Raw genomic sequence first — 22,262 nt, 5'->3', positions numbered from 1 at the left:
CGTTTCATTTAATTATTTATTTTTATTTTTGTGCTTCAAGAATACGATTTAGTAATTCCTGATGTTCGATCATATCATAAACAGGTCGAACTGCTTCTTGAAATGGTTTTGTATTAATTTCTTCAATTATTTCCATTCCTTGTTCTTTCAATGTGTTGATAGATTCTTTTTCCATTTCAACAATCATTTCACGTTCTTTTGCACCAACTTTTTGACCTTCTTCAACAACAATTTTACGTAAATCCTCCGGCAACTCATCATAAGTTTGTTTACTCATCATATAGATGGCTACAGAATAGACATGCCCAGTCAATGACATGTACGCTTGATTAGATTCATATAAACTATACTGATCAGCGACAATCGCCGGATTTTCCTGAGCATCTACAACACCTTGCTGCAAGGCTGTTAATGCTTCTGTCCATGCCATTGGTGTAGGCTGGGCACCAAGTTCTTCAAAAGCAGCTAAATGAATTTCGTTTTCTTGTGTTCTAATTTTTACCCCTTTTAAATCCTCTGGTTTTTCAATTGGATGGGTACTATTTGTTATATGACGATAACCATTCTCCGCCCAAGAAAGACCGATAATCCCCTGTTCCTCCAATGCCGCAAAAAGTTCATCACCAATTTCACCTTCCAATACTTCTACTGCTGAATCACGGTCATTAAAAAGAAAAGGAATATCCAAAACTTCTAATTCTGATACAAAGTTTGTAACCGGTGCAGTGGATGATACAACAAGGTCAACTGTACCAAGAGTCATTCCTTCTGTAAGTTCCCGCTCAGCACCAATTTCACTGAAAGGAAAAACTTCAATGATAACTCGTCCATCCGTTCTTTCCTCTATATTTTCCTTCATTTCCAATAAACCTAAATGATACGGGTGATCATCCGGTAACGAATGCCCAGCTTGCAATGTGTACACTTCCTCATTATTTGACTTCGATGAATTAATTGATTCTTCTCCACTTCCACAAGCGGCTGTGAATAGGAGTCCAACAAAAACAATAAAGATAATGACAAAATTTTTTTTCATTATCATTTCCCCCTTTTATATTTTTATATTACTATTTAATAGATTCTACAGTCTTCTACAATAAACCCAGTTTTAAATATTTCTTTCAATAAGGACTACATGATATTTTAATTTTCTAAAAAATAAATGTTTTACTATTATTCGCCTTTCTAATCTATACATATATAGAAAAATATAGTATATTAGAATAAATTACATCGTACGTATGACGTAGTAGGTATTATTAATATTAACTAATTTCAATTTATTTGTAAATAGGAATTTACAGAAAAATATTTCTTTTTAAAAATAAAAGTATTTATATTTAGAAACGGGGCGTTGGAATGGAGACATTATCTTTTGATAAATTAAATATAAACCGTACAATCTCTTCTGAAATCGTTTTACTCGTAAAAGATAACTTAATTAATGGTACTTTGAAACCTGGCGATAAATTACCCACTGAAAAAGAATTAATGAAACAGCTTGGTGTAAGTAGGACGCCAGTTCGTGAGGCTATCAAAATTTTAGAATCAATCGGTGTGATCCAAATCAAACGTGGAGAAGGAATGTATATTACGAAACAACAGGATTATTTCTCATTGAATCCGCTTATTTTCAGCTTGATACTGAAAAGCAATCATATCGAAAAGTTTATCGAATTCCGCCAGCATTTTGAAGTTCTCTTAATTAATATGATCAACACCCAGGAAAATAAGGACATTCGTAAAATTGAAGAAGTTTATTATTCACAGATTGAAAGAATGAATCCCGATTTAAGCCTGGAAGAATTAGTAGAAATTGATTTACAATTTCATTATGCTGTTTTGGAAGAGACAAATAATCCATTTGTGATTGAAATTGGAAAGACCATTTATGAAATAATCAAACCAAAGATGATTCATTTTAAGCAAAAAGACGGTATTGAACGCACCCTGAATTCTCATAAAGCCTACTTGAAGTTATTAAATGCAGGAGAAGATTTCCATTCCACAACAGAAGTTCAGCGAATGATCCGCAATAATGAAGAAATGATTGAAAATGCTGATGAAGTATAGGGACAGTTTTTTTAGGTGAAATCAGAGGTTTTGCGTGAAAAAGGCACTACTAGCGGATTTTATCTGCTTTCTGTGCCTTATTATTATCTTATATCCTAACTTACTAGTTCCTGGTGGAAAGTGGCAGACATGGATATCTAGCCCTGTTTCATCCGCTAATTGTTGAAGTTCTATTTTCCAAAGTCTGGAGCAGGAGCTGTTGCTTCCCCCGCCATCAGCAGTGATAAGCAATTGTGTGGCCTTCGGATAAGTTTCCTGACCCATGGATCGCCACCATCCACGAATACTTTCTACAGCAAAGGCGGCAGTATCGTGATCGGTACCTACATTGACCCAGGCATTGTTCTGTGTCATGTCATAAACACCATAAGGATTGGCTTTACCTTGTTTTTTATCCGGAAAATCATGAACATTGACGCATTCCGGTGTCTGCTTTGGTTGCCATTCCTGTCCGTTATTTTTATATTCACCGATATTTTCCTTCTTTTTGATATCAACGGAAATAATCGGCTGTTCTGCCTGTTGAAAGGTCTCAACCGTTTCATTGATGTGTTTGAATTGTGTCACGATCTGGATGTATGGCTCCTTCCAATGTTTTCTTGTTGGCTTGTAAGCTATACCCCATTTCATGTACAAGTTCCCGGATCATTCGCTCACTTGTATAGTGCCCCATATCGTTCAATGCACTTGAGAGCTTGCGTGTGCTTTTGCATGTCCACTTTAAAGGAGATTCGGGTTCTCCTCGGGTAGTGGGATCTATCAGTCTTTCCAAGTCCCTTCGTAATGTTGGATCCGTATCGACCGTGCGTTTGCGACCGCCACCTGGTCTGCATGTCTGCAAGTTTTCAATCGTTTCGGGATTTTGAATTTCTTTCTTTCCCTTGGATACAGTCGTAGGTGACACGCCAAGAACCTCAGCTACTTTTGTGATGCCGCCTTCTCCATAGGCTAAGGCTTCTGCTCCAACAAACAGCCGCCGCTGCTTTTCATCAAGAAAAGAAGATACAGCCTCATATCTTAGTTTTATCTGATTCAAAGGACTTTTAATAGTAAGTCCGTGTTTGTTAGTTTTCCCTGTGCAACTTCCTTCCCATTCGGCTTGTTTGGCTTTTAATCCGAAAATGTAGCCAAATCAATCGGCTCATTCTCAAAGCCAATGATACAGCCAGCTAGGCCATCTGAAATTAGAATCAATCCAGGTTTCTTTGCACCTTTAAGGGCGTTTCCGTTATAAACTGAAACCATGTTTAATATCTATCACCCTATTTGAGAAAGAGTCATCTACTATATATCAACCTCGGAAGTAAGTTCAGCAAAAAGTTTAATTTTTTAAAAAAGTTTTTTTGTGGGTGCTGAGTAGTTACGAATTTCACACACTTAATCTCACTGACTTCTACATATAAAGGCAATCGCAATTGCCAAATCAAACAGAGAGCTATTTTTCTTTTGATTAGATGGCGAAAGATTTACAACTACTTTTTTGTCAGTTACATCCAGATCAAAATAGATCAAAACAAGAAATTGAAGCCCCCCTTCTCATGACTCTTTTACAGAAGCATCAAGCAAACTCACGTTTGCTATCACAAATAAATAGATTATAAAAAAACAGAAATGAGAGAAGTGATCAAACAATCTATACACTTCTATTCTTATTCTATCCATCTTCTTAAAAATCTAGGCATTACCGGATCGATAATTAGGTTATTGTTTGATATTAATTACTGTAGAACAGCTATCAATCATCCGCAAAATATTATTCCTATAATTCCATTTACCATACCTACCATAATTCGGCAAACTTGTCCCTGTGACCATACCTTTACCTTTAATGAAACTTCCCCAAAAATGTGCTGTTTTACAGTGTTTTATATGTTATATTATCTCATATTTTAGAGGGATTAATATTTGATATTAGCACGAAAGTTTTTACTCATCATAGCTGATGTTTTCATTCCCTTTTTAAACTGTATTCTTTATTGATCATAAAAATGCGAAACTCTAGATCTTATTTGAAATGCTTACTTAAATCCTTTTGTATACTTATAAATTTATCATATACCTCCATATATTTTTGATGATTTACGGGATCAGCCATAATTACCTTTTCGTTTGGTAGATTTTCTTTTATTCCTTCAAAAGACTTTACTTTTTTGATACCAACTAAGGCTGTCCAAGCAGCTCCCCATGCTACATTGTGATGGGTATTAGAAACGTATATATTTTGATTAAATACATCTGCCATTATTTTAACCCACAGAGGAGATCTTGTTAATCCACCATTAACGGTAACTTTTTGTGGTTTTCCTGCTACAGCTTCTACAGATTTTCCTATCTGATAAATGTTAAATGATATTCCTTCAAGAACTGCTCTTATTAAATGCTCCCTTGTATGATCTAGTCTAATACCATAGAAATTACCCTTAGCGCGCCGATTCCATATAGGAGCTCTTTCCCCATTTACGTATGGATGAAATATAATTCCCTCTGCCCCTGGTTCTACTTTTTCAGCTTCTACCAGCATTTCTTCATAGTTTCCATTGAAATTCATAATGTCTTTTAACCATTGTAATACTATTCCCCCATTATTCGTTGGTCCGCCAAGAACAGAAGTGTCCTCTGTGAATGCGTAGGTAAATGTTTCATGATACCTATTCACTTTTTTTCCATTTATAAATTGTCTTATCGCTCCACTTGTTCCAACAGAAACATTTACTTCGCCAGGAAAAATAGATCCACTTCCCAAGTTTGCCAGTTGCCCATCTGCTGCACCTATTACAAATGGCATGTCTGGACTAATTCCAATTTCATTAGCAATAAAAGGATCTAACCCTTTTAAAATTTCTGTAGGACTTACAATTTCAGATAGTTGCTCTTTTTTTATACCTGCTACTTCTAATGCTAAATCATCCCAAAGGTAGGTATTTAAATTAAATAATCCTGTAGCAGAAGCCATGGAATAATCTATTTTTCGTTTACTAAACCACTTTTGCAACAAAAACTCCTTCATCGACATAAAGTATGTTGCATTCTCATACGGTTCATACCGATTTTCCCTCATCCAGACTAGCTTGATAAATAGCGACATAGGATGAATTGGTGTTCCGGTTCTTCTATAAATATCCTTCCCGATAGTTTCACTTAAATTTTCTACCTGGCTACTGCTTCTTCCGTCAGACCAAATTAGCATTGGTGATAGTACCTCATAATTATCATCAACACAAATCAATGAATGCATAGCACAGGAAATACCTACTGTCAGTAATTCATTTCTTTGTACACCTTCCTTTTTCATTACATCCTTCAACGCAAGTACAGCCAATCGTTCTATATCATTCGCATCTTGTTCTACCCACTCCGGGGAAGGGAAATAAGTAGTAATAAACTGTTCCGATTGAGCAATCATCTTTCCGCTCATATTAAACAGAACCGCCTTTACACTTGTGGTTCCTAGATCAAGACCGATAACTAATTCTCTTAACATGAAGGCACCTTCCTTTATAATAAAAACAAATTTAATATCCTATAATAAAAGTAAGCCAAATAAGAAACTAAAAGCAATTACTAAAATAGACAACCATTTATACCTATTGAGTATGGAGAATCCCTTCTTTATCTTTACGCTAGTATGTATTTCACCAAAATAGTCCCGCTCCGCCTGCAGTAATTTAGCTGGATGGCTATCAAAATAGGCTATAGCACTTGCAAGAGTTGGCACAGCAATAACTTGATTAACTGCCAGGGAGACGACTTCTCGAAGCACATTTTGATATAACAATATTTTTAAAGTAAGGATTACGTAATAGATTTTTTAAATCCGATTTGTATTCATAGACTTCCGAAATTTTGTTTAAAAATTGCGAATGAACACTACAGCCGCCTCTCCAATTTTTTGTAATTTCATCGTAACGTAGATTCCAATTACTTTCTTCTGATTGAGCACGCATTTGGGCAAATCCTTGTACATAAGAACAAATTTTCCCCATGTAAAGATCCTTGCACACCGCTTAAATTAACTTTTCTTTCTTTCCTTCATAGACAGCAGTTTAGGATACTTGAATTACTTTACTTGCTTCCTCACGTTCCTCCTTCATTACTGAAATATATCTAGCAAAAACTGATGCTAGAATATAAATAGGACAACCCAAATAGAGAAATTTCCTAGTTTAATATAGTACAATATGATTAGCTGGGGGAGATCGTGATATGGCAAAACGTAAGCAATTTAGTGCAGAATTTAAGCAAGATGCAGTCAATTATTATTATTCATCGGGTAAAGCCTTAGGACAATCAGCGAAGGATCTAAAAATTGGTGAATCTACACTCGGAAAATGGGTATCAGTCGCCAAGAACAACAATGGTGTGGTTGATCACCGAGGATCCGGCTACCTCCGATGCTGAGAAAGAAATTGCCCGCCTTAAGAAGGAATTACGAGATGCGCAAGATGTTAAAAAAGGCTGTGGGCATACTGAGCAATTAACAGGAATAATCTACAAAATAACGAATGAAATGACAAAGAAACGCAAGATTTCTGTTAACAGTGTGCTCAAAATATTGGGCGTTTCTACATCGGGATATTACAGTTGGAAAAAGCGAACACCTTCGAAACAAGAAATAAGAAAAAAGGATATTAAAACTAAAATTATACAAATTTATCATGAGTCATACCAGATTTATGGTGCACCTAAAATAACGTCAATTTTACGATCCAGGGGCTGCATCGTAACTGAAAAGACGGTGGGTAACTACATGCGGGAGGAGGGCATAAAAGCCATCTGGGTTCGTCCGCATATAAGAACAACTATTGACCCGGAGTTTGACACGAAACTGAAAAATATCTTAAATAGGGATTTTAATCCGGTAGCCCCTAACACCGTTTGGGTGACAGATATCACCTATGTGCATACCTTGGCAGGATTTGTGTACCTAACAAGCGTAATGGATTTATATTCTAGAATCATAATAGGATGGCAGCTGTCAGACAGCCTATCCACGGAACATGTTGTTAAAGCGATTGAAAAAGCAAAAGCAACTAGAAGACTTAGTCAACCCGTTGTTATCCACAGTGATCGTGGATGTCAGTATGTGTCTAAAAGCTATCTTGAGGCAACACCTGCAAGGGAGTATATACGTAGCTACTCAAACAAAGGAAACCCTTGGGACAATGCATGTATAGAATCATTTCATGCATTAATCAAACGGGAGTGGTTGAATCGTTATGTTATCCAAAATTTAAAGCATGCCCATGAACTGATTTTTGAATATATTGAGGCATTTTATAACACCATTCGAATTCACGGACATTGCGGAATGAAATCACCGTATGATTATGAAAATAATCTAGTGACTAGTAAAGCGGATAAATAAAATCAAACATTACCATTAGGGGAGGAAAATTAATTCAAATTTGATTTAGAAATATTGATTGAACTACCTAAAACCTGATGATTTGCGAAGAAAGAACGGTTTTCCCTTTCTTTGTAAATCTTCAGGGCACCAAGCGAAGCGCGGTAGCTGCACAAGCTAGGTAAATTTCTACATTTAACCTGTCCGATTTCTTGACATAAGATCAACATTGTACCGACAGACGGCAGAAGACGCAAAAAGAAAGAGGGAAACGCCGAAGAGATCCTATTCCCTCTGAACAAACCGCACGTTATTTTTACGGTGATTTATAGTTATTTGCGGTGGCGCTGGCCTTTAGCACATTAATGCGGTACGGGATCTGACAGCAAGTTCTCGATCCTTATCTTCCTCTATATTGTACATAATTTAGGAAGTGACAGCGTATAATGTAAAATAAGTCAAGTGCTAATTTTTATGTCTTTACCCTCAAAACAACTTTAATTATATCAGCACAAAAATACCCACAAATCAACTAATGTGAGTCAGTTTTTACAAATTGTATGTATAACTATATATTTATTCTTGATTCATCCACTCTAAAATTGGATAAAACTCATTAAACTTCAAGACAACTCTATCATAATCTGACTGAGTTAAAGTTCCTTTGTATTTTAGGATTCCATCGTTCCTGAATACTGAGTAATAGTCACATTGAACATAGGACTGATAATCTAAACCGGCTTCCTTCCAATAGCTAATTTTCACCCGATTTTGCTCCCGCTTTACTTTTGTTATTTTCAAACCTATAAACTCATCAGATGTCGATGTTAACACAAAAACAAGGACAGGGCGCTTTTTTCCACCTTGTCCCTGTTCATATGGAAATAGAATTTCACAAATATCCTTTGCTTTCATCAGCTTATTAGTCCTCCATCCAAAACCGATAGTCTGGATGGCTAGGATCTATTTTCGCTGCTCCATCCTCACAAACAATTGTGGTTTTCTCTTTTGAAAGTTTTTTGGCTATTTTATTAGTTAGATGTAAATTTTTAGGGATAGATTGTTTTTCGTTTTGTTTTTGCAATGATTTTAACATATCCTCATCCCCTTCATGCTTTTTATCATACTCACACATACACATCACGCCCTTTTTAAACAAAGTGTATGCATAAGTATATCCTTTAGTACCTTTATTATACCATATATTTCGCATATCTGAGTAATTTTATTCCCTTTCAGTAGAATATTTCCCTTTAATGCGATTTATAAACTGTCTATCTAACTATCATCGGATATTCAGCAATTTTTAGTGTAGAATATATATGCAGTAACTCTTAAGCATCAAATAGATTAGGTCTATGACTATTTGACGCTTACTTTTTGACTGTGTTTGTTTTTTGGGATTTCCTGTATATATTGCATTTCTTTCGCAATCGCCGTTATCCTCCATCCTTTTTTTGTGTAAATCTTAAATCATCAAAACATCGCTGTACATGATGGGTGGCGTGCTTACTATCGATATGAAGACTGCCAACATGCGCTTTGTAACGTCCACCATGAACGAGAATTACTGGCAATCATGGAGTAGGCTGAACAGGATGTGCGGATGATCAAAGTTCAACAAAAAGTATCCGGCGGGTTTCGCAGCAAATCCGGCGCAGATATATTCTGCAGAATCCGCGGATATATAGCTACCCTGAAGAACAGGGGAAGCCAATTATGGAAAATCTCCAGGATGCCTTTAAAGGAATCCCATTTGTTTCAAAATAGACAGATGGATAATTTAATATGACTCAAATACAGGGGTGACTTGCCCCCTTATTTGGGTTGCATTTTTTTAGAGGTGTTTCGATCCTCTGAGTAGTTAAAGTGGATCAATATCTTATCCGGAGTGGAGCAAAAAGATGGCAGAGGTGGGGCTAACCTATATTCCCTCTTCAAATTATTTTATTTTTCATTTTTTGCGCGAAAACCTATGAACACATTATAAAATACTAATCACGTGGTAGGGTTCTGACCGGTTCTGACCCTAAAATCCACAAAATAACCTCAATATGAGGCTATAATCTTACAAATCTCATAACTTTTTCATTGTTATTGACTTGCAGTATTTTAAATTCATTTTCTTCATAAAAAATATTTAATTTTTCATTATCATCATGTTCAACACAAACAACTCTAAGTGCCGATAAATCTTTAATATCTTCACTTTTCTCTAATGCCAAATTTAAAATGGCACTGCCACTAACGAGCCCTTTGTAAGAATCAGATCTACCTAATTGAGCAATTAAAATTGTGATAAGGGAATCAGCTTTCTTATTCCCAGTCAATCGCCTTCTAACATTTCCACTAGCTTCAGTAAAAAGAAAATTTTTTATAAGCATTGTAAAATAACCAACAATTTTATTTTGATAAATTACTAGAGTAGTTTTTGCAAAAATCCTCTTCTCACTATCAATAGCTTTATCCCACAAATAATTTTGTACATCTTTATTCGCCTTACATGAAAAGGTTTTGAGAAATTCTGCAACTTCTCCCTGTCTCTCTTCTGCTTCCAATAAATCAGTTAAACTAATCGTTTCTAACTCATTTAAGTGAATCAAGTATACTTCTCGCCTGCTTAATTCTTGCTTGCTTTGAAAGTTTGTAATCATGTTTGGCATTTGTTGGAATTACTTTTTTTACTGGTGAATTAAGTATTTTAAGTGCTTCAGTTTCATTTAAAGTATAGTTTTGCTCTAACACTTTAGTTGCCATATCCTCATCCCCTTTTTTATTTTTACCGTCCTGTTCATTACACATGCAAATCACACCCTTTTAAGTATGTGTATGCAGTGTACCCTAATATTAATTATAGTATAGCATAAATTACATTATTTACGAACTTTTTTACAGTTTTCCGGTAAATTACTACAGTTTTTCAGTTATATATGTATATTTATCCATACATCAAAAGTTGTAAGTATAAATATTTGATATTTGGAAAAACATATGATTAACTTTCCAACAGGTTTAGATGTTATCCAATCTAAACCTGTTGGAGAGGTTTTACTATATCAATATCCCTTTTTTAAACCTCGTTATAAACCGGGAAGTAACAGGCACCCTAAATCAATCACCTACTCCCATTCAAGTAGATTTAGGATAAAATGATAGTCCATAAAATTCGGTATAAACCACCACATTGAATTGGCAACGAGGCAATTATAGATCTGGCCTCCAGTTTTCTCAGGTTATAATGATTTATATACATATTGCCTGATAACATTGACATCAGCTTTTTTGAAAGAATTTCTAGAAGCTGGTTTTTTTAATTTCTTCATCCAAAGGATCATTTGATTCGAGTAAATCCGAGAAGTGCACCTGAACTCCAACATAGCTTCAACACTTCCATTCTAGTCCCTTGGTATTCTCTTTAAAACATTGTAATGCTTCCATCTTTTCAACGAACCAAGTTTTTATGGCTGTTTGTTGATTTTCTTCTGCTAAAAAGTAGGACAAAGGCTTTTCATACCAGCCCAAATAGAGTCACCGTCGTCCTCTATATAAGTGAAATCACCATAATTATTCAATGCCTCTGCAACCTTGTGATAGCTTTCATTTCTTTTATTGCAAACTATTGAAAGGCTAAGTGATGGGTAAGCCTCTGTATCTGCCAGGTAAAAGTCAAATCCGATGATAATCTTTGAATCTGATATTCTTTTTTCGCCAGGGAATATACCCTCTTACCATAACGTATATTTACCGTGTTTAGGGATTTCTTTTAATCTTTCATAATCGTATGTATAGAGTACTCCAAAATTTTCTGTAAACACTGGGACAATCGCATCTAATATTTCATCCATTTTAGACACAGTATCATAAACATGATTCATTACTAACATATTATTTAAAATAAAGCTACCTGCTCCAACCAATCTTCAATTATTTCTCTTAATTGCTCAATATTCGTTGAAAGGTAGCCATCCATCTGTGCATTTGTTAGATCATAGATTCTACCCTTCTCAAGCTGGTTAAGCTTATTTCTAACTTGCATTAATTCACTAACATAACATCAACTTTTTTATCCATGATTCAACCCCCAGTTACAATTTTGGACATAATAACTAATATTAACAGATAAATCAGAAATTTTACACATCAAGGGTGGCAGTGAATCGTTCTTCAGCCCCTACAAATTAATCGATTGTATAGTTTTGCACATTAATATAGCAGGGTCAGACACAAAATCATATAAAAAAAGCTGCAAGAACTACTATCAACAAAACCATAGTTCTAACAGCTATTTAAAATAATAAACCACACATAAATAAACGAAAAAATCCGTTACTCTAAGCCTAAACTGATTGAATATAACATCTACCTCGCTCTAAAATCCAAATCCCTAACAGAAAACTCTTTCGCACCTTGAAATTGATATTGTTTAAAAAAGTTTACCTCTATACCAGTTAAATTCGTCAAAAAGCCTATTTCAACTTCTAATGAATTTAATAACTCATCTAATGATAAATAATTCTTTTCAAACAATAATTGAAGGATACTCCTTATTTTACCTGGCCGTGGCACTGGTAATTCCCGATCAAGAGGTTCAATTTCTTTGTATGCTAACCTGTTAAGCATAATGTTGAAGTATCTGTATTGTTGATATGAAATCAATTGTAAAAATTGTGATCGGTATGCTAATGCTTGGATAGATACCATCCATTTTCTCTTTAATTCAATGTACGAATCCGGGTGTGAAACCTTAGATATCAGTTGAAAGTCTTCAGTAAACTCATCTTCGGGTAATAGAAAGGCACCAGCAAATAAATTAGCTTCATATTCATATTCCCTTAAACTTTTTTTATCCTGTAAGGCAAATTCGACTTTATAATGTAAAAGTAAATGACCCAGTTCATGTGCTAAATCAAAATTTCTTCTCGCAGCTGATTTTTTCAAATTCCCTAACATAATATAGGGGTTGTCGTCACTGGACCACAGGCTATAAGCATCTATCTTGTCCCCGATTGCTTTCTCAAAAACAAAGGCACCATTCTTCTCAAGCAAAAACAAAAAGTTACTGTTGCTTTGTTTACCTATGCCAATGAAATCTCTTGCATACTCGGCCGCTTTACTAATACCTTCTTTTCTGTTTTCTTCATTGTCCATTAATGCAATCACATGATTCCGTAATTCTCTTAACCGGTTCTCTGGAAACCGCAACTTACTATTTATAAGATCAAGAAAGGCAATTAATTTCTCAATATGGGCAGCTTCAAATTGAGTTTTCTGCACACTATTCATTACTGTAGATCTATAGGCTATATGTTTATGATTAATCGTGCTATTTTGGTGATTGCTCAGAAAATCTTCTTTATAAAAATATCTATTTTTTACATGAAAGATTTCTTTTAGTTTAATCACAATCTCCATTTTAGGTGATACAAAACCATTCTCATATTGCCATACAGCTTGCTCAGTAACTCCGAGCTCTATTCCTAATTGTTTTCTAGTAAATCCGTGGAGAATACGAATGTTGGTCAGGTTTGTACCAACAAACATTTTCTATCCCTCCCTTTTGAAAAAGTGAGACTAATTTCCTTCTCCCTCTTTATCGTCCTCAAACAGTTCTTCCTCAGATACAATACCATAATCTGCAGCAGCTGGTGTATCTGGTACGTCAAATCCATCTTCCACCAGCACTTCAAAGTCACCTTCTTCAAAACTTACTGTGCTAGTACCAATAAATTCGGAAAGGTCTTGAATCTCATATGCCTTATCATTTTCTGAATTCGGCATTAACATTCTAATTTTTGAAATAGCGAAAGACTCATCTATCTCGTAAGTAACAATATAGAATTGTTTAAATTCCTTTTCAAGTTCACGAGCCTGGGGTTCTTCCAAAAGCCTTAACGTCGCATCATCAAAAATCCTAAGCATTTTTTCCTCTTCTTCCGAGAAAAGTGATGGTTCTACAGGAAATTCAACATTGCGATTAATTCGAGAAAGCCTCTTCAAGTAACTTTCATTCTCCGCTTTTTTCTTTTGACCTCGAACCCCTTTCCCGGTCGGAAAACTTTCTTCATCAAAGTACTTTGCATTTTTTATAATGAACATACTTTTTTCCTGATTAATGTTGAACTGGAGGTAACCCCAAGTATATCCTGCTTTCGCCTTCCTGAAGTCAATTCCTAACTCTTTACATTCTTCAGCAATTTGGTCATCGATATGATTTCCTTTTACCCATGCATAGGCAGTGCTGATATTCATTTCCTCTCTTTTTATCTTTCTCTCTTCTATGTAGTTTTTATAGCCTTGGAGAATACCGTTAACAATAGACTGGTTAATATTTGAACTCATTCTATATTTTTTCATGCAATCCCCACTTTCTGTTATGGTCTGACACTTCTATTTTATACTACAACTGATATTTTTTAAAGAAAAAATGATAAAAATGTTTTTTTATTAAAGTAAAAGAGAAATTAATATGCTTATCCAGTACCTACCCCCGCAACTCAGCCAACATCCTCCCCACCTCCGCCATCTCCTCATCAACATCACGCCGCACCAGGGAAGCACGCCCCTGCTCCCGCTTCAGCTTCTCCTTCCGCTTCTGCTCCCTAAACCAATCCGGCACAATCTCCCCCGAACCACTTCTTCCGCCAAACGACCCTAAGTCCCTCCGTTCCATCTTCCCCCTCCGAAATTCCACTTCCTCTGCCTGAGCCTGCCCCACACTGGTAATCCCCTTCTTCACCCATGCCTGCAGAATTGCTTTCACATAACCCCAATTCGCTTTTCCCCGTTCCAATGCCCGCTTCATGGCATTCAATACCAACGGCTCCCCTATGTCATTCACCCAATTGATCATGTCGTCAGCAACGTAAGCATTGACCATTCCAAAATTTGCTTGAAAAAATGCGATCGCATCTGTTGCAACAGCAATTGTTTCATTTCTTTTCTTTTCGTTTTCTTTCTGTTTAATTAATGTGCCCGCATCTTGGTCTTTAAGGTGGTCCATAGGCTGGTCTACATTCTGGTTTGCACCTACGCCCGCAGGCACTTCACTCCCATGGTCCGCTCGCTGATCCGCAGACACTTCATTCAAATAGTCCCCACTATATGTATATCCACTAGACCTGTAAGCCTGTCCCTGCACAGCATCTTCCATAGCCAGCCTCACCATCCGGTAAATTGGCGCCTGATTATTGCTCCGTGATTGAAAATCAATATAGCCTTTTTCCTTCAGCTCTGTTCTTGCACGTTTAAACGAGCTTTCCTTTAATCCTGATTTCATACGCAGCACAGGCGCAGCTACTGTAAACTTTTCGATCCACCTTGCCTTGTTATTGATATGCATCAATGTATGCCATAGTGTGACTGCGGAGGCAGATAACGGATTTCGTTCAACCAAATCGTAAAACGCATTAATTTCCTTTATGTAATTCATCTTTTCCATCCTCTCAGGAATTGCTGTTAGAACAATGCAGTAAAATGCCCACACATTGTCCTAACAGTTTTTATAATCTATCAATCTATCGGTAACATAATTCCGGAAAATACCGGATCCGACCGCAACTTCTTCCTTGCCTCTTTCCCCCAGCTTTTAACCGCTTCAACCGTAACACCCTTTAATTCTGCGATCTCTTTGAGTGGCATTTCCAGAATAATGTAACCGTATACCCAATTCCATTGGTTAGCAGTTAGCCCCGCCTTCACTTCCTCCCAAACCTGTGTGTCCTCCACATTGATACCGGAACTTTCCATAACCGGATTTTTCGTATTTGCATCCCGATTGCCATTATCCACACGTAGTTTCTCATTGGAAGCAAATTCCTCATCCTTGTGTTGCTCTCTAGCATTCTTTCGGAGCATATCAATTAATCGATGGCGAATGGTGTAGTTGAAATAAGTAGCTAGGGGGCCTTTATCCGGCTGGTATTTCTTGTGGGCAATCCACATGGCATATAGCCCCTCCACATAAAATTCATTATAGGGATCACGAATACCCAATCGCTGCATATGGTAATAAATCCTTCTTTCATTCTGTTTGAAAATTTCCTCGAAACTCAGTTCCTTATCCTGTTTCATTTCTGTTTCCTCCTTTCACAATTTATGTCAGCTTATCTCCCTTACATCAGCACACGCCAGTGATTCGCAACTGCAGCCAACGCCCTCGAATTCGTTTCCAAGCCTATTCGGAATGCATTTACTTCTTTCACACAATTCATCTATTTTCCACCCTTTCAAAAATACAAATTGTCTCTCTACTCCTATATTCGTAAAAAGTATCCAATTGGTGTAAAAAGTTTGAAAAAATTAAAAGAAGCGCCTTCTCCCCAAAAGACGCTTCCTCAAAAATCCCTATATAATTCGCCTATCCAAAAGCAATTTTCTATACCTTTCATTTCTTAAACGCTGCCTTACCTGTCTCCCCCAGTACTTCACTGTGTCAATGGAAACATTCTCAACCTCGGCAATTTCCTTTATCGACATTTCCAATCTGATGCGATAATTAACCCATTTCCACTGATTTTCCGTTAACTCATTTTGAAGCATCTCCCAAAGAAATGGATCCTTCACTTTCTCGATATGTATATAAAGCGCTTCCAATTCCCTTTTCGCAAAATTTTCATGCTGTTTTTGTTTCGTCTTATTCCTGTACAAATCGATTAAGCGATTGCGGATAATATAATTGAAGTATGTGGAAAGGATTCCCTTGTCCGGCTGGTATGTCTTATATGCATTCCACATAGCATAAAGCCCTTCCTGATAAAATTCCTGATGTGGGTCGTCGATACGCAGTTTATGAATATGATAGTAAATTCTTCGCTCATTTTGTTCGAAAATCTCTTCAAAAGTAAATTGTAATTCCTTGTTCATTTTTCTCCTCGTCCCCCTAGCAGCCTATTTGATTACCCTTCTACTCCTATAATCGTAGAAAGAAGTAGTTTGGTGTAATCTATTTTTTAAAACTTATTCCCTAATATGTATTATAGTACATATGTTCTGTTTAGGCAATGAAAATATTCCCTTGTTTTTTGAAGTGGGAGACTGGGATAATTATCTCTATGAATTAAAAAAACACCAGCGGCAAAGTGGCGTTTGCTGCTGGTGTTTTAGATTTGATTTCCTTTTATAATTCGATTTCTCATTCGACAAAATTCGGGAAGTAGCTATGTATCCGTAATTTCTCTTTTGTACATTAAAATAGTGGAGTTACACTAATTCTTCCACTCTATAAATCTAAAAGTTCCAATATATGTGAGTCAATAAAATTCATACGGTCATCTGGAACTTTATTTTGCATCTTCAATAATAAGCTTTTATGTATGGTAGAAATTTGAGTCAAATCAACTTCTACCCCATTCCGCCCTTTAGGTATGAATGCAAATCCTGTTAATTTATCAATTTCTAAATCTTGATACCAATTTTGTGTCGTATCTTTCTCCTTAATTCCAAATACTGGTGCAACTTGAACATATTCAAAATTAGACAAATGATTTAATTTGTCGTTGGATAGCACTATGACCTGCCGGGGCTTTAATGTTACCATGATATCCTGTGGCAAAGCTCTTTTTTTGCCATCTATCTCTTTTGGAGAGAAGTCTCCATACCGATTAACAATTTTGTAATTATCATTTTCTGTTTTTTCGAGGAAATTTAAAGGCTGCTTTGTATTTGACATAAAGTACAGAGCAGCCTGATAAAAGTATCCTCTTTTAATTTGACGCCAATTTGTGGGGTCAATGAATGGGGATTTAGACACTTTGTTACTCCTCTCCAAACACATCACGGTGAGTGATGTTGCTTAGATCCCGATTGGACTTTGTTTTTATATTTATGACATCAAACTTATCTTTACTTGTTGTAGATATTAGTTTAGTACGTTTTCTTTTTGGCTTTCTTAATGAAGGATCATGGATATATTCTTGTGTTTGAGATAACACCTTTTCCTCCCCCTTATCTTTATTACACATACAAGCACAACCTTTCCTAGCGGATCAGTAGTAAAAGTATATGTCAACTGCTAAGCTAATTATACACAAAATTGTTTGTGTTATCAAATAATAGATTTTTCAATTCAGTTTATTTCATGTTCTCGATCCATGCCTCCCTCCACAAACATCCGATAATTCTCCTTCTTGGGTGATGAGTTGGTAGCTACAGCTACTAACCAATACCCCGATCAATAAAATCAGAAAATGCTTCATTATCTTTAACTGCTTGTATAATATTTTTAACAATTTCTATATCAATACTACGTTGGTATAAGCTATCTGGATCAAGATCTAATTCTCCTGGCCAAGATACGGTTTGTAATTCTTCATCTACAAATGCCTTTTCAAAAAAGGTTTGCTCCTTTAACTTTTCCAGGACACCCTCCATAATAGGGTTAATATTTGCTAATTTACGGGTATCATCATCAAAATCAATCAATAACCAACCTTTTAGACCTGGTACTACTTTTACTTTACTAATTAATGCCATAACTAACACCTCCTAGTATAAAGGGGGAATTTTATTCGGCTGACGCTTAGCTATTGCATCTATCCCACACTTTTATAATATCATTTCTATTTATTTCAAGCCATTTCAGAACATCTTTTTCCTTTGTTCTTGGTAACGGTTTACTTTCCTTCATATATTCACCACTATAAATTTCCATCCGTGTATTAATATCATTATATATGATATGAAAATGTGGTGGATCATGGTCATTATAATACATTACTATTGTCATTCCACCAAATTTACTTATTCTAGGCAAATTGCTCACCACCTTAAGAGACTTTTTTATTTATTAAAATCCAATTTACAATCTTATTTTTACTTATATTAAATTCTTTCCTATCATTTCCTCTTCAACAAACTCTTTATACTTCTTCCTCTTTTCTAACTCATTGCCAGAAAAATAATCTAAAATAACGTTCATATTTAACAGCGTGTCACTTGTAGTGTGGAGATAATACCGATAACTGCTCCATCGATAACCTTCCACCTTCATCGTCATTGCAGCCTCCACTGGATTCAAATGAATATAGCGGCTAACTTCCAGCATCCCCTGCTTGGAATCAATGATCTTGTCATAATATCGTTTTTCAAATACATGGCCAGTGAGTCTGTTCTTCGTATTATAGTAATCTGCGTAGCGTTTGTTTATCAGGGACATGACTTTGGAAATGGGTTGGTCTTTGGAGCGCATTTGTAGGTGAAAGTGGTTCGTCATTAGGCAGTAGGAGGCCCGTTCAAATGGGGTTTTCTTGTTAATTTGTTCTAGCATACGAAGGAATGTTTTAAAATCGCCATCATCTTTGAAAAGTGCATCACGACGATTGCCACGGCAGACGATATGATAGTAGATGTTAGGCACCCAGATTCGTTTCTTTCTAGCCATAAGTTATTTCACCATTCCTTTACTGTTTCTGCCAACTTGAGATCGTCGCATTGTTACAGCTTCCCAGATGGCTTCATTTGTGATATTATCGTTACTGCTTAAATCAGAAATCGTTCAAGCAAGACGCAGAATTTTCATTTGTACTCTGGTACTCCAGTTGTGTTTACTTGCCCATTGCTGCAGCATTTTCTGTTGCTCTTCATTCAGTTGAGTCCAAGCTAATAATTTTTCATTAGTAATATTTGCATTACAACTATCGTTTCCATACCTGGAATATTGTATTTCACGTGCTGCTATCACACGGTTGTGAATACCTGAAGAACTTTCATTATGTTCAGCTGTTTCCTTGTCTAGTGAAACACTTTCAAGCTTTAACAGGATATCCATCCGATCCTGAATCGGTCCAGAAACACGATTGTTGTATGCTGTAATTTGTTTTGATGAACATGTACAATAGAAGTGCCTTGAACCTAAATACCCACAAGGGCATGGGTTCATTGCACTCAATAATAGAAACTGAGCTGGATAGGTGACTGTTGAAGCTGCACGACTAATTGTTACTTTACCCGTTTCCATTGGTTGCCGTAGCATGTCCAACGTACGTTTCGGGAATTCAGCCATTTCATCCAAAAACAATACGCATAGACGCGTAAGCGATACTTCTCCAGGCTTTGGGTTTGCTCCACCGCCAATTAGTGAAACCCCGGATGCTGAGTGATGTGGGTTCCTGAACGGTGGAATTTGGAAGTTCTCATTAGTGGTTCCAGATAACTGATAAATACTCATAACTTCAAATTGGCTCTCCTGTTTTAAAAGCGGTAAGATGGATGGAAAAGTTTCAGAAAGTAGACTCTTTCCACATCCCGGTGGCCCAATCATTAATACATTATGACCTCCTGCTGCAGCAATTTCTAACGCCCTTTTTGCTTGTTTATGCCCTAGTACATGTTTGAAATCTTTATCATAATTTGGATTTAAATCTTCTGTAGTTTCTGGGGAATTGCTTGAAGTAAATGGAAACACAGTTAACTGACCGGAGAAAAATTCGATTACTTCTTGGAGTGTTTGGACAAAGCGAAATTCTTGTGCCTGACATGAGTGATTGGAATATCTTGCATTTGTGGTAAATATAAAATCTTGAAATCTTCTTTTCTAGCAGCAATAATAGCTGGAAGCATGCCATCTACAGGTTTGATAGATCCATCAAGTGACAGTACCCCTAAAAACGCAGCATCATCTGGAATTGGATCTTTTATATCTCCGGTTTCTTTCATAATTCCAGGTGACTCATGAGCCAAGTCAAAAATCGGACTATTTTTCTTTTGTTCAGCGGGAGACAAGTTAATTACAATCTTTTTATCCGGCACCTCGCAGGTCTTAGCATACAATGCAGCCATTACTCAGGTCTTAGATTCCTTTACAGAAGCATCAGGTAATCCAACAATACTTACTCCTTCTATTCCGGAAAGCAGCTGCACTTCCACCTGAACCTGGTAACCCTCGATTCCTTTTAAACCCCTATGCTTGATATGACTGTCTACATTTTTTCACGCCTTCCATGTAACCTTGTTCTTTGATTAGATACAAGATAAGCTATTTCGACTCGAAAGTCAAGAACGCTCGTTCGTAATGAAATAGCTTGAAATTGAATTTTAATGGTAAGAAATCCGGAGAAAATTTACTTTCTAACGATTTATATCAGGTATATCGAGAATTTAGTTCATAAATTTGTATGAAAAGCGGATTTTATATTTTAAAAATTCTTTTCTTCTTTAAATCAAAAGGCTGCAGGATCAATGGTAATAAGTCATTCTCGTTGGTCATAGCAGCCTAAATATCCTCACCCAAAATAAGGAAGTCACAGGTACCTGATCCATTTTTGATCTTGTAGTACTAGAAATTCAGAATAATTTTATGTATAATGGATATAGATAAAAGGAGAAGTGCAGCAAACACTTCTCCACGCAACTTCTACCGTCAGGGTGGTGGTTGTCATATTTGTTTATTTCTTATGAGAACCACCCTTTTGCTTGTGACGGCGTAGGGTGGCTTTCTTGTGTTCTAGTATGTTTTTCCGAAAGAAATAGACGCTAACTTCACGCACAATCGCTTTCAGTTTTTCACGTAGAAATTCAAGAAATGTTTCCATGATTATCACCTCCCTTCCAAAAAAGGAAAGAAGAAAGACAACCAACCACCCTCACAATATTCAGTTGCTACTTCATTTTATCATATTATTTTAATTTCATATCGACTAATTTTCGACATATCACGACAAAAAGCGGGAAGTGACAGGCACCTAAAAATGCCTTTGCATGCCATTATCAAACCGAACCTCATCAAGAATAGCTTGTCCACCCGACAAAGCAGAAATAGACCCCCTTTTTTCAGCTGTTTTTCTTACTGCATCGCTCAATACAGCATCTTCTACTCTATGTCCTTGTAGCTTAACAAGAATGTAGATATCATAAAAATCCCTCATTCTTGTATTAGTAATGCCTCTAGTTAAAAGAGTTTCAAATTTTTCAGCAATAACTGTTTCTATGTTATATGCCAGAATATCAATGCTTCTATCCTCAAGTAATAAATCAAATGTATAGATTACTTCTTTGGGTGTAATTTGATTATTGCGGATGAATTGAGCCACTTATGCGGAGTTTTGAGCCAGCTAGTGCGGAGAAATGAGCCACCTTCTGCGGACTGGAGAGCCAGTACCACGATAAACAGAATAACCTCTTTATAATAAAAATTGCATGCAAACAAGCATCACAATATTATATTAATGGGGGCTTCAGGGAATGGAAAGACATATTTAGCATGTGCGTTTGGCATGGCTGCATGTCGGCAATTTTATAAGGTGAAATATATTAGATTACCAGACTTATTGGACGAGTTGGCAATTGCGAGAGGTGAAGGAACGTATAGAAAGGTTATGAAGAAGTATAAAAATATAAACTTACTTATTTTAGATGAGTGGCTATTAACACCATTAAAAGAGACAGAAGCAAGAGATCTTCTTGAAATTGTAGAAGCACGACATCAGCGGGGGTCTACTATCTTTTGTTCTCAATTCGATCCCAAAGGATGGCATGATAAAATTGGCGAAGTTACACTGGCAGACGCCATTCTAGACAGGATTGTGCACGATTCCTACAATATACTTATTGACGGTACAGTCTCCATGAGAGAACGTCACGGATTGGCGGCAACCAAATGATCCCTGAGGAAGTAGAACTCCGTATAGCAAGGTATTTCTTTCACATGTATTTACCTGATGACGTAATGAGGAGTCTGGAAGCGAAGCTGTTACCTCCATGTATTTGGATGGATGAAGAGGAATTAAACCATGATGAACTCGTTCGCTGGGCTCTTGATATTATTGATAAACAACTAGACGGAAAACGCTTTAAATAAGTTAAACAGCCATTGGAATAATTTTAGGTTTCAATGGCTGATTTATAACTTTTA

Annotated in this window: 29 protein-coding genes and 3 pseudogenes; 6 read left to right on the top strand and 26 right to left on the bottom strand. The window is 36.3% G+C overall.

Annotation, left to right across the window (positions count from 1 at the left end; genetic code table 11):
• Positions 1 to 22 precede the first annotated feature (22 nt).
• Positions 23 to 1,036, bottom strand: a complete 1,014-nt coding sequence (locus AC6HVZ_RS06845; protein WP_497557408.1) for a TRAP transporter substrate-binding protein — start codon at positions 1,034 to 1,036, stop codon at positions 23 to 25.
• A 323-nt stretch (positions 1,037 to 1,359) separates the two neighbouring features.
• On the opposite strand from AC6HVZ_RS06845, the gene AC6HVZ_RS06840 reads away from it, so the two are divergent.
• The gene (locus tag AC6HVZ_RS06840) at positions 1,360 to 2,073 is read left to right on the top strand and encodes a FadR/GntR family transcriptional regulator (RefSeq protein WP_497557407.1); all 714 of its coding nucleotides are present in this window, start codon (positions 1,360 to 1,362) and stop codon (positions 2,071 to 2,073) included.
• A 99-nt stretch (positions 2,074 to 2,172) separates the two neighbouring features.
• Here the strand turns inward: AC6HVZ_RS06840 and AC6HVZ_RS06835 are convergent.
• The 5 genes and pseudogenes from AC6HVZ_RS06835 to AC6HVZ_RS06815 form a co-directional block, all read right to left on the bottom strand.
• Positions 2,173 to 3,109: pseudogene (locus AC6HVZ_RS06835) on the bottom strand (ISAzo13 family transposase); the annotation flags it as partial.
• Positions 3,110 to 3,183: 74 nt separating this feature from the next.
• Positions 3,184 to 3,318 carry a hypothetical protein gene (locus AC6HVZ_RS06830; RefSeq protein WP_497557406.1) on the bottom strand — a complete coding sequence of 45 codons (135 nt, stop codon included), beginning with the start codon at positions 3,316 to 3,318 and terminating at the stop codon, positions 3,184 to 3,186.
• Between the two features lie 138 nt (positions 3,319 to 3,456).
• On the bottom strand, positions 3,457 to 3,585 hold the full coding sequence (locus AC6HVZ_RS06825; RefSeq protein ID WP_497557405.1) for a magnesium chelatase domain-containing protein: 129 nt from the start codon (positions 3,583 to 3,585) through the stop codon (positions 3,457 to 3,459).
• A gap of 493 nt (positions 3,586 to 4,078) precedes the next feature.
• Positions 4,079 to 5,554, bottom strand: a complete 1,476-nt coding sequence (locus AC6HVZ_RS06820; RefSeq protein ID WP_497557404.1) for a gluconokinase — start codon at positions 5,552 to 5,554, stop codon at positions 4,079 to 4,081.
• 39 nt (positions 5,555 to 5,593) lie between these two features.
• Positions 5,594 to 6,017, bottom strand: a pseudogene (locus AC6HVZ_RS06815) (hypothetical protein).
• 259 nt (positions 6,018 to 6,276) lie between these two features.
• Here AC6HVZ_RS06815 and AC6HVZ_RS06810 point away from each other — a divergent pair.
• Together AC6HVZ_RS06810 and AC6HVZ_RS06805 are read left to right on the top strand one after the other, a co-directional pair.
• A complete protein-coding gene (locus AC6HVZ_RS06810) occupies positions 6,277 to 6,471 on the top strand; it encodes a transposase (protein WP_497557403.1) in 195 nt (64 codons plus the stop codon).
• Positions 6,428 to 7,438, top strand: a complete 1,011-nt coding sequence (locus AC6HVZ_RS06805; protein WP_497557402.1) for an IS3 family transposase — start codon at positions 6,428 to 6,430, stop codon at positions 7,436 to 7,438. Before AC6HVZ_RS06810 ends, AC6HVZ_RS06805 begins: the two co-directional genes overlap by 44 nt.
• A 555-nt stretch (positions 7,439 to 7,993) precedes the next feature.
• Here the strand turns inward: AC6HVZ_RS06805 and AC6HVZ_RS06800 are convergent.
• Positions 7,994 to 8,332: a type II toxin-antitoxin system PemK/MazF family toxin gene (locus AC6HVZ_RS06800; protein ID WP_497557400.1), complete on the bottom strand. Its 339-nt coding sequence runs from the start codon at positions 8,330 to 8,332 to the stop codon at positions 7,994 to 7,996.
• A gap of 7 nt (positions 8,333 to 8,339) precedes the next feature.
• A complete protein-coding gene (locus AC6HVZ_RS06795; RefSeq protein WP_497557399.1) occupies positions 8,340 to 8,513 on the bottom strand; it encodes a hypothetical protein in 174 nt (57 codons plus the stop codon).
• 369 nt (positions 8,514 to 8,882) lie between these two features.
• Between AC6HVZ_RS06795 and AC6HVZ_RS06790 the strand changes: the two genes are divergently transcribed.
• Positions 8,883 to 9,005, top strand: coding sequence for a hypothetical protein (locus tag AC6HVZ_RS06790; protein ID WP_497557515.1), 123 nt, complete (start codon positions 8,883 to 8,885; stop codon positions 9,003 to 9,005).
• A 472-nt stretch (positions 9,006 to 9,477) separates the two neighbouring features.
• Here the strand turns inward: AC6HVZ_RS06790 and AC6HVZ_RS06785 are convergent, their stop codons facing one another.
• The 18 genes from AC6HVZ_RS06785 to AC6HVZ_RS06700 all read right to left on the bottom strand — a co-directional run bounded on the left by AC6HVZ_RS06785 (position 9,478) and on the right by AC6HVZ_RS06700 (position 21,441).
• The gene (locus AC6HVZ_RS06785) at positions 9,478 to 9,975 is read right to left on the bottom strand and encodes a hypothetical protein (protein WP_497557398.1); all 498 of its coding nucleotides are present in this window, start codon (positions 9,973 to 9,975) and stop codon (positions 9,478 to 9,480) included.
• Between the two features lie 28 nt (positions 9,976 to 10,003).
• Positions 10,004 to 10,219: a hypothetical protein gene (locus AC6HVZ_RS06780; RefSeq protein WP_497557397.1), complete on the bottom strand. Its 216-nt coding sequence runs from the start codon at positions 10,217 to 10,219 to the stop codon at positions 10,004 to 10,006.
• A gap of 923 nt (positions 10,220 to 11,142) precedes the next feature.
• Positions 11,143 to 11,292, bottom strand: coding sequence for a hypothetical protein (locus AC6HVZ_RS06775; protein WP_497557396.1), 150 nt, complete (start codon positions 11,290 to 11,292; stop codon positions 11,143 to 11,145).
• A gap of 14 nt (positions 11,293 to 11,306) precedes the next feature.
• Entirely contained in the window at positions 11,307 to 11,453 is a 147-nt protein-coding gene (locus AC6HVZ_RS06770) for a hypothetical protein (protein ID WP_497557395.1), read from the bottom strand.
• Between the two features lie 323 nt (positions 11,454 to 11,776).
• Entirely contained in the window at positions 11,777 to 12,958 is a 1,182-nt protein-coding gene (locus AC6HVZ_RS06765) for a spr1629 family repressor/antitoxin (protein ID WP_497557394.1), read from the bottom strand.
• A 30-nt stretch (positions 12,959 to 12,988) separates the two neighbouring features.
• The gene (locus tag AC6HVZ_RS06760) at positions 12,989 to 13,771 is read right to left on the bottom strand and encodes a spr1630 family ClpXP-sensitive toxin (protein WP_497557392.1); all 783 of its coding nucleotides are present in this window, start codon (positions 13,769 to 13,771) and stop codon (positions 12,989 to 12,991) included.
• Between the two features lie 127 nt (positions 13,772 to 13,898).
• On the bottom strand, positions 13,899 to 14,846 hold the full coding sequence (locus AC6HVZ_RS06755) for a DnaD domain-containing protein (protein WP_497557391.1): 948 nt from the start codon (positions 14,844 to 14,846) through the stop codon (positions 13,899 to 13,901).
• A gap of 80 nt (positions 14,847 to 14,926) precedes the next feature.
• On the bottom strand, positions 14,927 to 15,487 hold the full coding sequence (locus tag AC6HVZ_RS06750) for a sigma-70 family RNA polymerase sigma factor (protein WP_497557390.1): 561 nt from the start codon (positions 15,485 to 15,487) through the stop codon (positions 14,927 to 14,929).
• A 273-nt stretch (positions 15,488 to 15,760) separates the two neighbouring features.
• Positions 15,761 to 16,279 (bottom strand): sigma-70 family RNA polymerase sigma factor, encoded by a 519-nt coding sequence (locus AC6HVZ_RS06745; protein WP_497557389.1) that lies wholly within the window; start codon positions 16,277 to 16,279, stop codon positions 15,761 to 15,763.
• Positions 16,280 to 16,634: 355 nt separating this feature from the next.
• Positions 16,635 to 17,165: a type II toxin-antitoxin system PemK/MazF family toxin gene (locus AC6HVZ_RS06740; RefSeq protein ID WP_497557388.1), complete on the bottom strand. Its 531-nt coding sequence runs from the start codon at positions 17,163 to 17,165 to the stop codon at positions 16,635 to 16,637.
• Between the two features lie 4 nt (positions 17,166 to 17,169).
• The gene (locus AC6HVZ_RS06735; RefSeq protein WP_497557386.1) at positions 17,170 to 17,346 is read right to left on the bottom strand and encodes a hypothetical protein; all 177 of its coding nucleotides are present in this window, start codon (positions 17,344 to 17,346) and stop codon (positions 17,170 to 17,172) included.
• A gap of 223 nt (positions 17,347 to 17,569) precedes the next feature.
• Positions 17,570 to 17,887, bottom strand: coding sequence for a DUF2442 domain-containing protein (locus AC6HVZ_RS06730; protein WP_497557385.1), 318 nt, complete (start codon positions 17,885 to 17,887; stop codon positions 17,570 to 17,572).
• Between the two features lie 46 nt (positions 17,888 to 17,933).
• On the bottom strand, positions 17,934 to 18,167 hold the full coding sequence (locus tag AC6HVZ_RS06725; protein ID WP_497557384.1) for a DUF4160 domain-containing protein: 234 nt from the start codon (positions 18,165 to 18,167) through the stop codon (positions 17,934 to 17,936).
• 63 nt (positions 18,168 to 18,230) lie between these two features.
• Positions 18,231 to 18,794 carry a transposase gene (locus AC6HVZ_RS06720; protein ID WP_497557383.1) on the bottom strand — a complete coding sequence of 188 codons (564 nt, stop codon included), beginning with the start codon at positions 18,792 to 18,794 and terminating at the stop codon, positions 18,231 to 18,233.
• A 114-nt stretch (positions 18,795 to 18,908) separates the two neighbouring features.
• Complete coding sequence (locus AC6HVZ_RS06715; RefSeq protein ID WP_497557382.1) at positions 18,909 to 19,817, bottom strand: YifB family Mg chelatase-like AAA ATPase; 909 nt, start codon at positions 19,815 to 19,817, stop codon at positions 18,909 to 18,911.
• Positions 19,818 to 19,843: 26 nt separating this feature from the next.
• A complete protein-coding gene (locus tag AC6HVZ_RS06710; RefSeq protein ID WP_497557381.1) occupies positions 19,844 to 20,191 on the bottom strand; it encodes a magnesium chelatase domain-containing protein in 348 nt (115 codons plus the stop codon).
• A gap of 605 nt (positions 20,192 to 20,796) precedes the next feature.
• A complete protein-coding gene (locus AC6HVZ_RS06705) occupies positions 20,797 to 20,943 on the bottom strand; it encodes a hypothetical protein (protein WP_497557379.1) in 147 nt (48 codons plus the stop codon).
• A gap of 150 nt (positions 20,944 to 21,093) precedes the next feature.
• Positions 21,094 to 21,441 carry a nucleotidyl transferase AbiEii/AbiGii toxin family protein gene (locus AC6HVZ_RS06700; protein ID WP_497557377.1) on the bottom strand — a complete coding sequence of 116 codons (348 nt, stop codon included), beginning with the start codon at positions 21,439 to 21,441 and terminating at the stop codon, positions 21,094 to 21,096.
• A 105-nt stretch (positions 21,442 to 21,546) separates the two neighbouring features.
• Between AC6HVZ_RS06700 and AC6HVZ_RS06695 the strand changes: the two are divergent.
• Both AC6HVZ_RS06695 and AC6HVZ_RS06690 read left to right on the top strand, forming a co-directional pair.
• Positions 21,547 to 22,011 (top strand): annotated as a pseudogene (locus tag AC6HVZ_RS06695) (ATP-binding protein); the annotation flags it as partial.
• 44 nt (positions 22,012 to 22,055) lie between these two features.
• A complete protein-coding gene (locus tag AC6HVZ_RS06690; RefSeq protein WP_497557376.1) occupies positions 22,056 to 22,208 on the top strand; it encodes a hypothetical protein in 153 nt (50 codons plus the stop codon).
• Positions 22,209 to 22,262 lie beyond the last annotated feature (54 nt).

Source organism: Oceanobacillus sp. NCCP-135, assembly GCF_059698015.1.
This window is presented reverse-complemented; position numbering and strand designations above follow the sequence as displayed.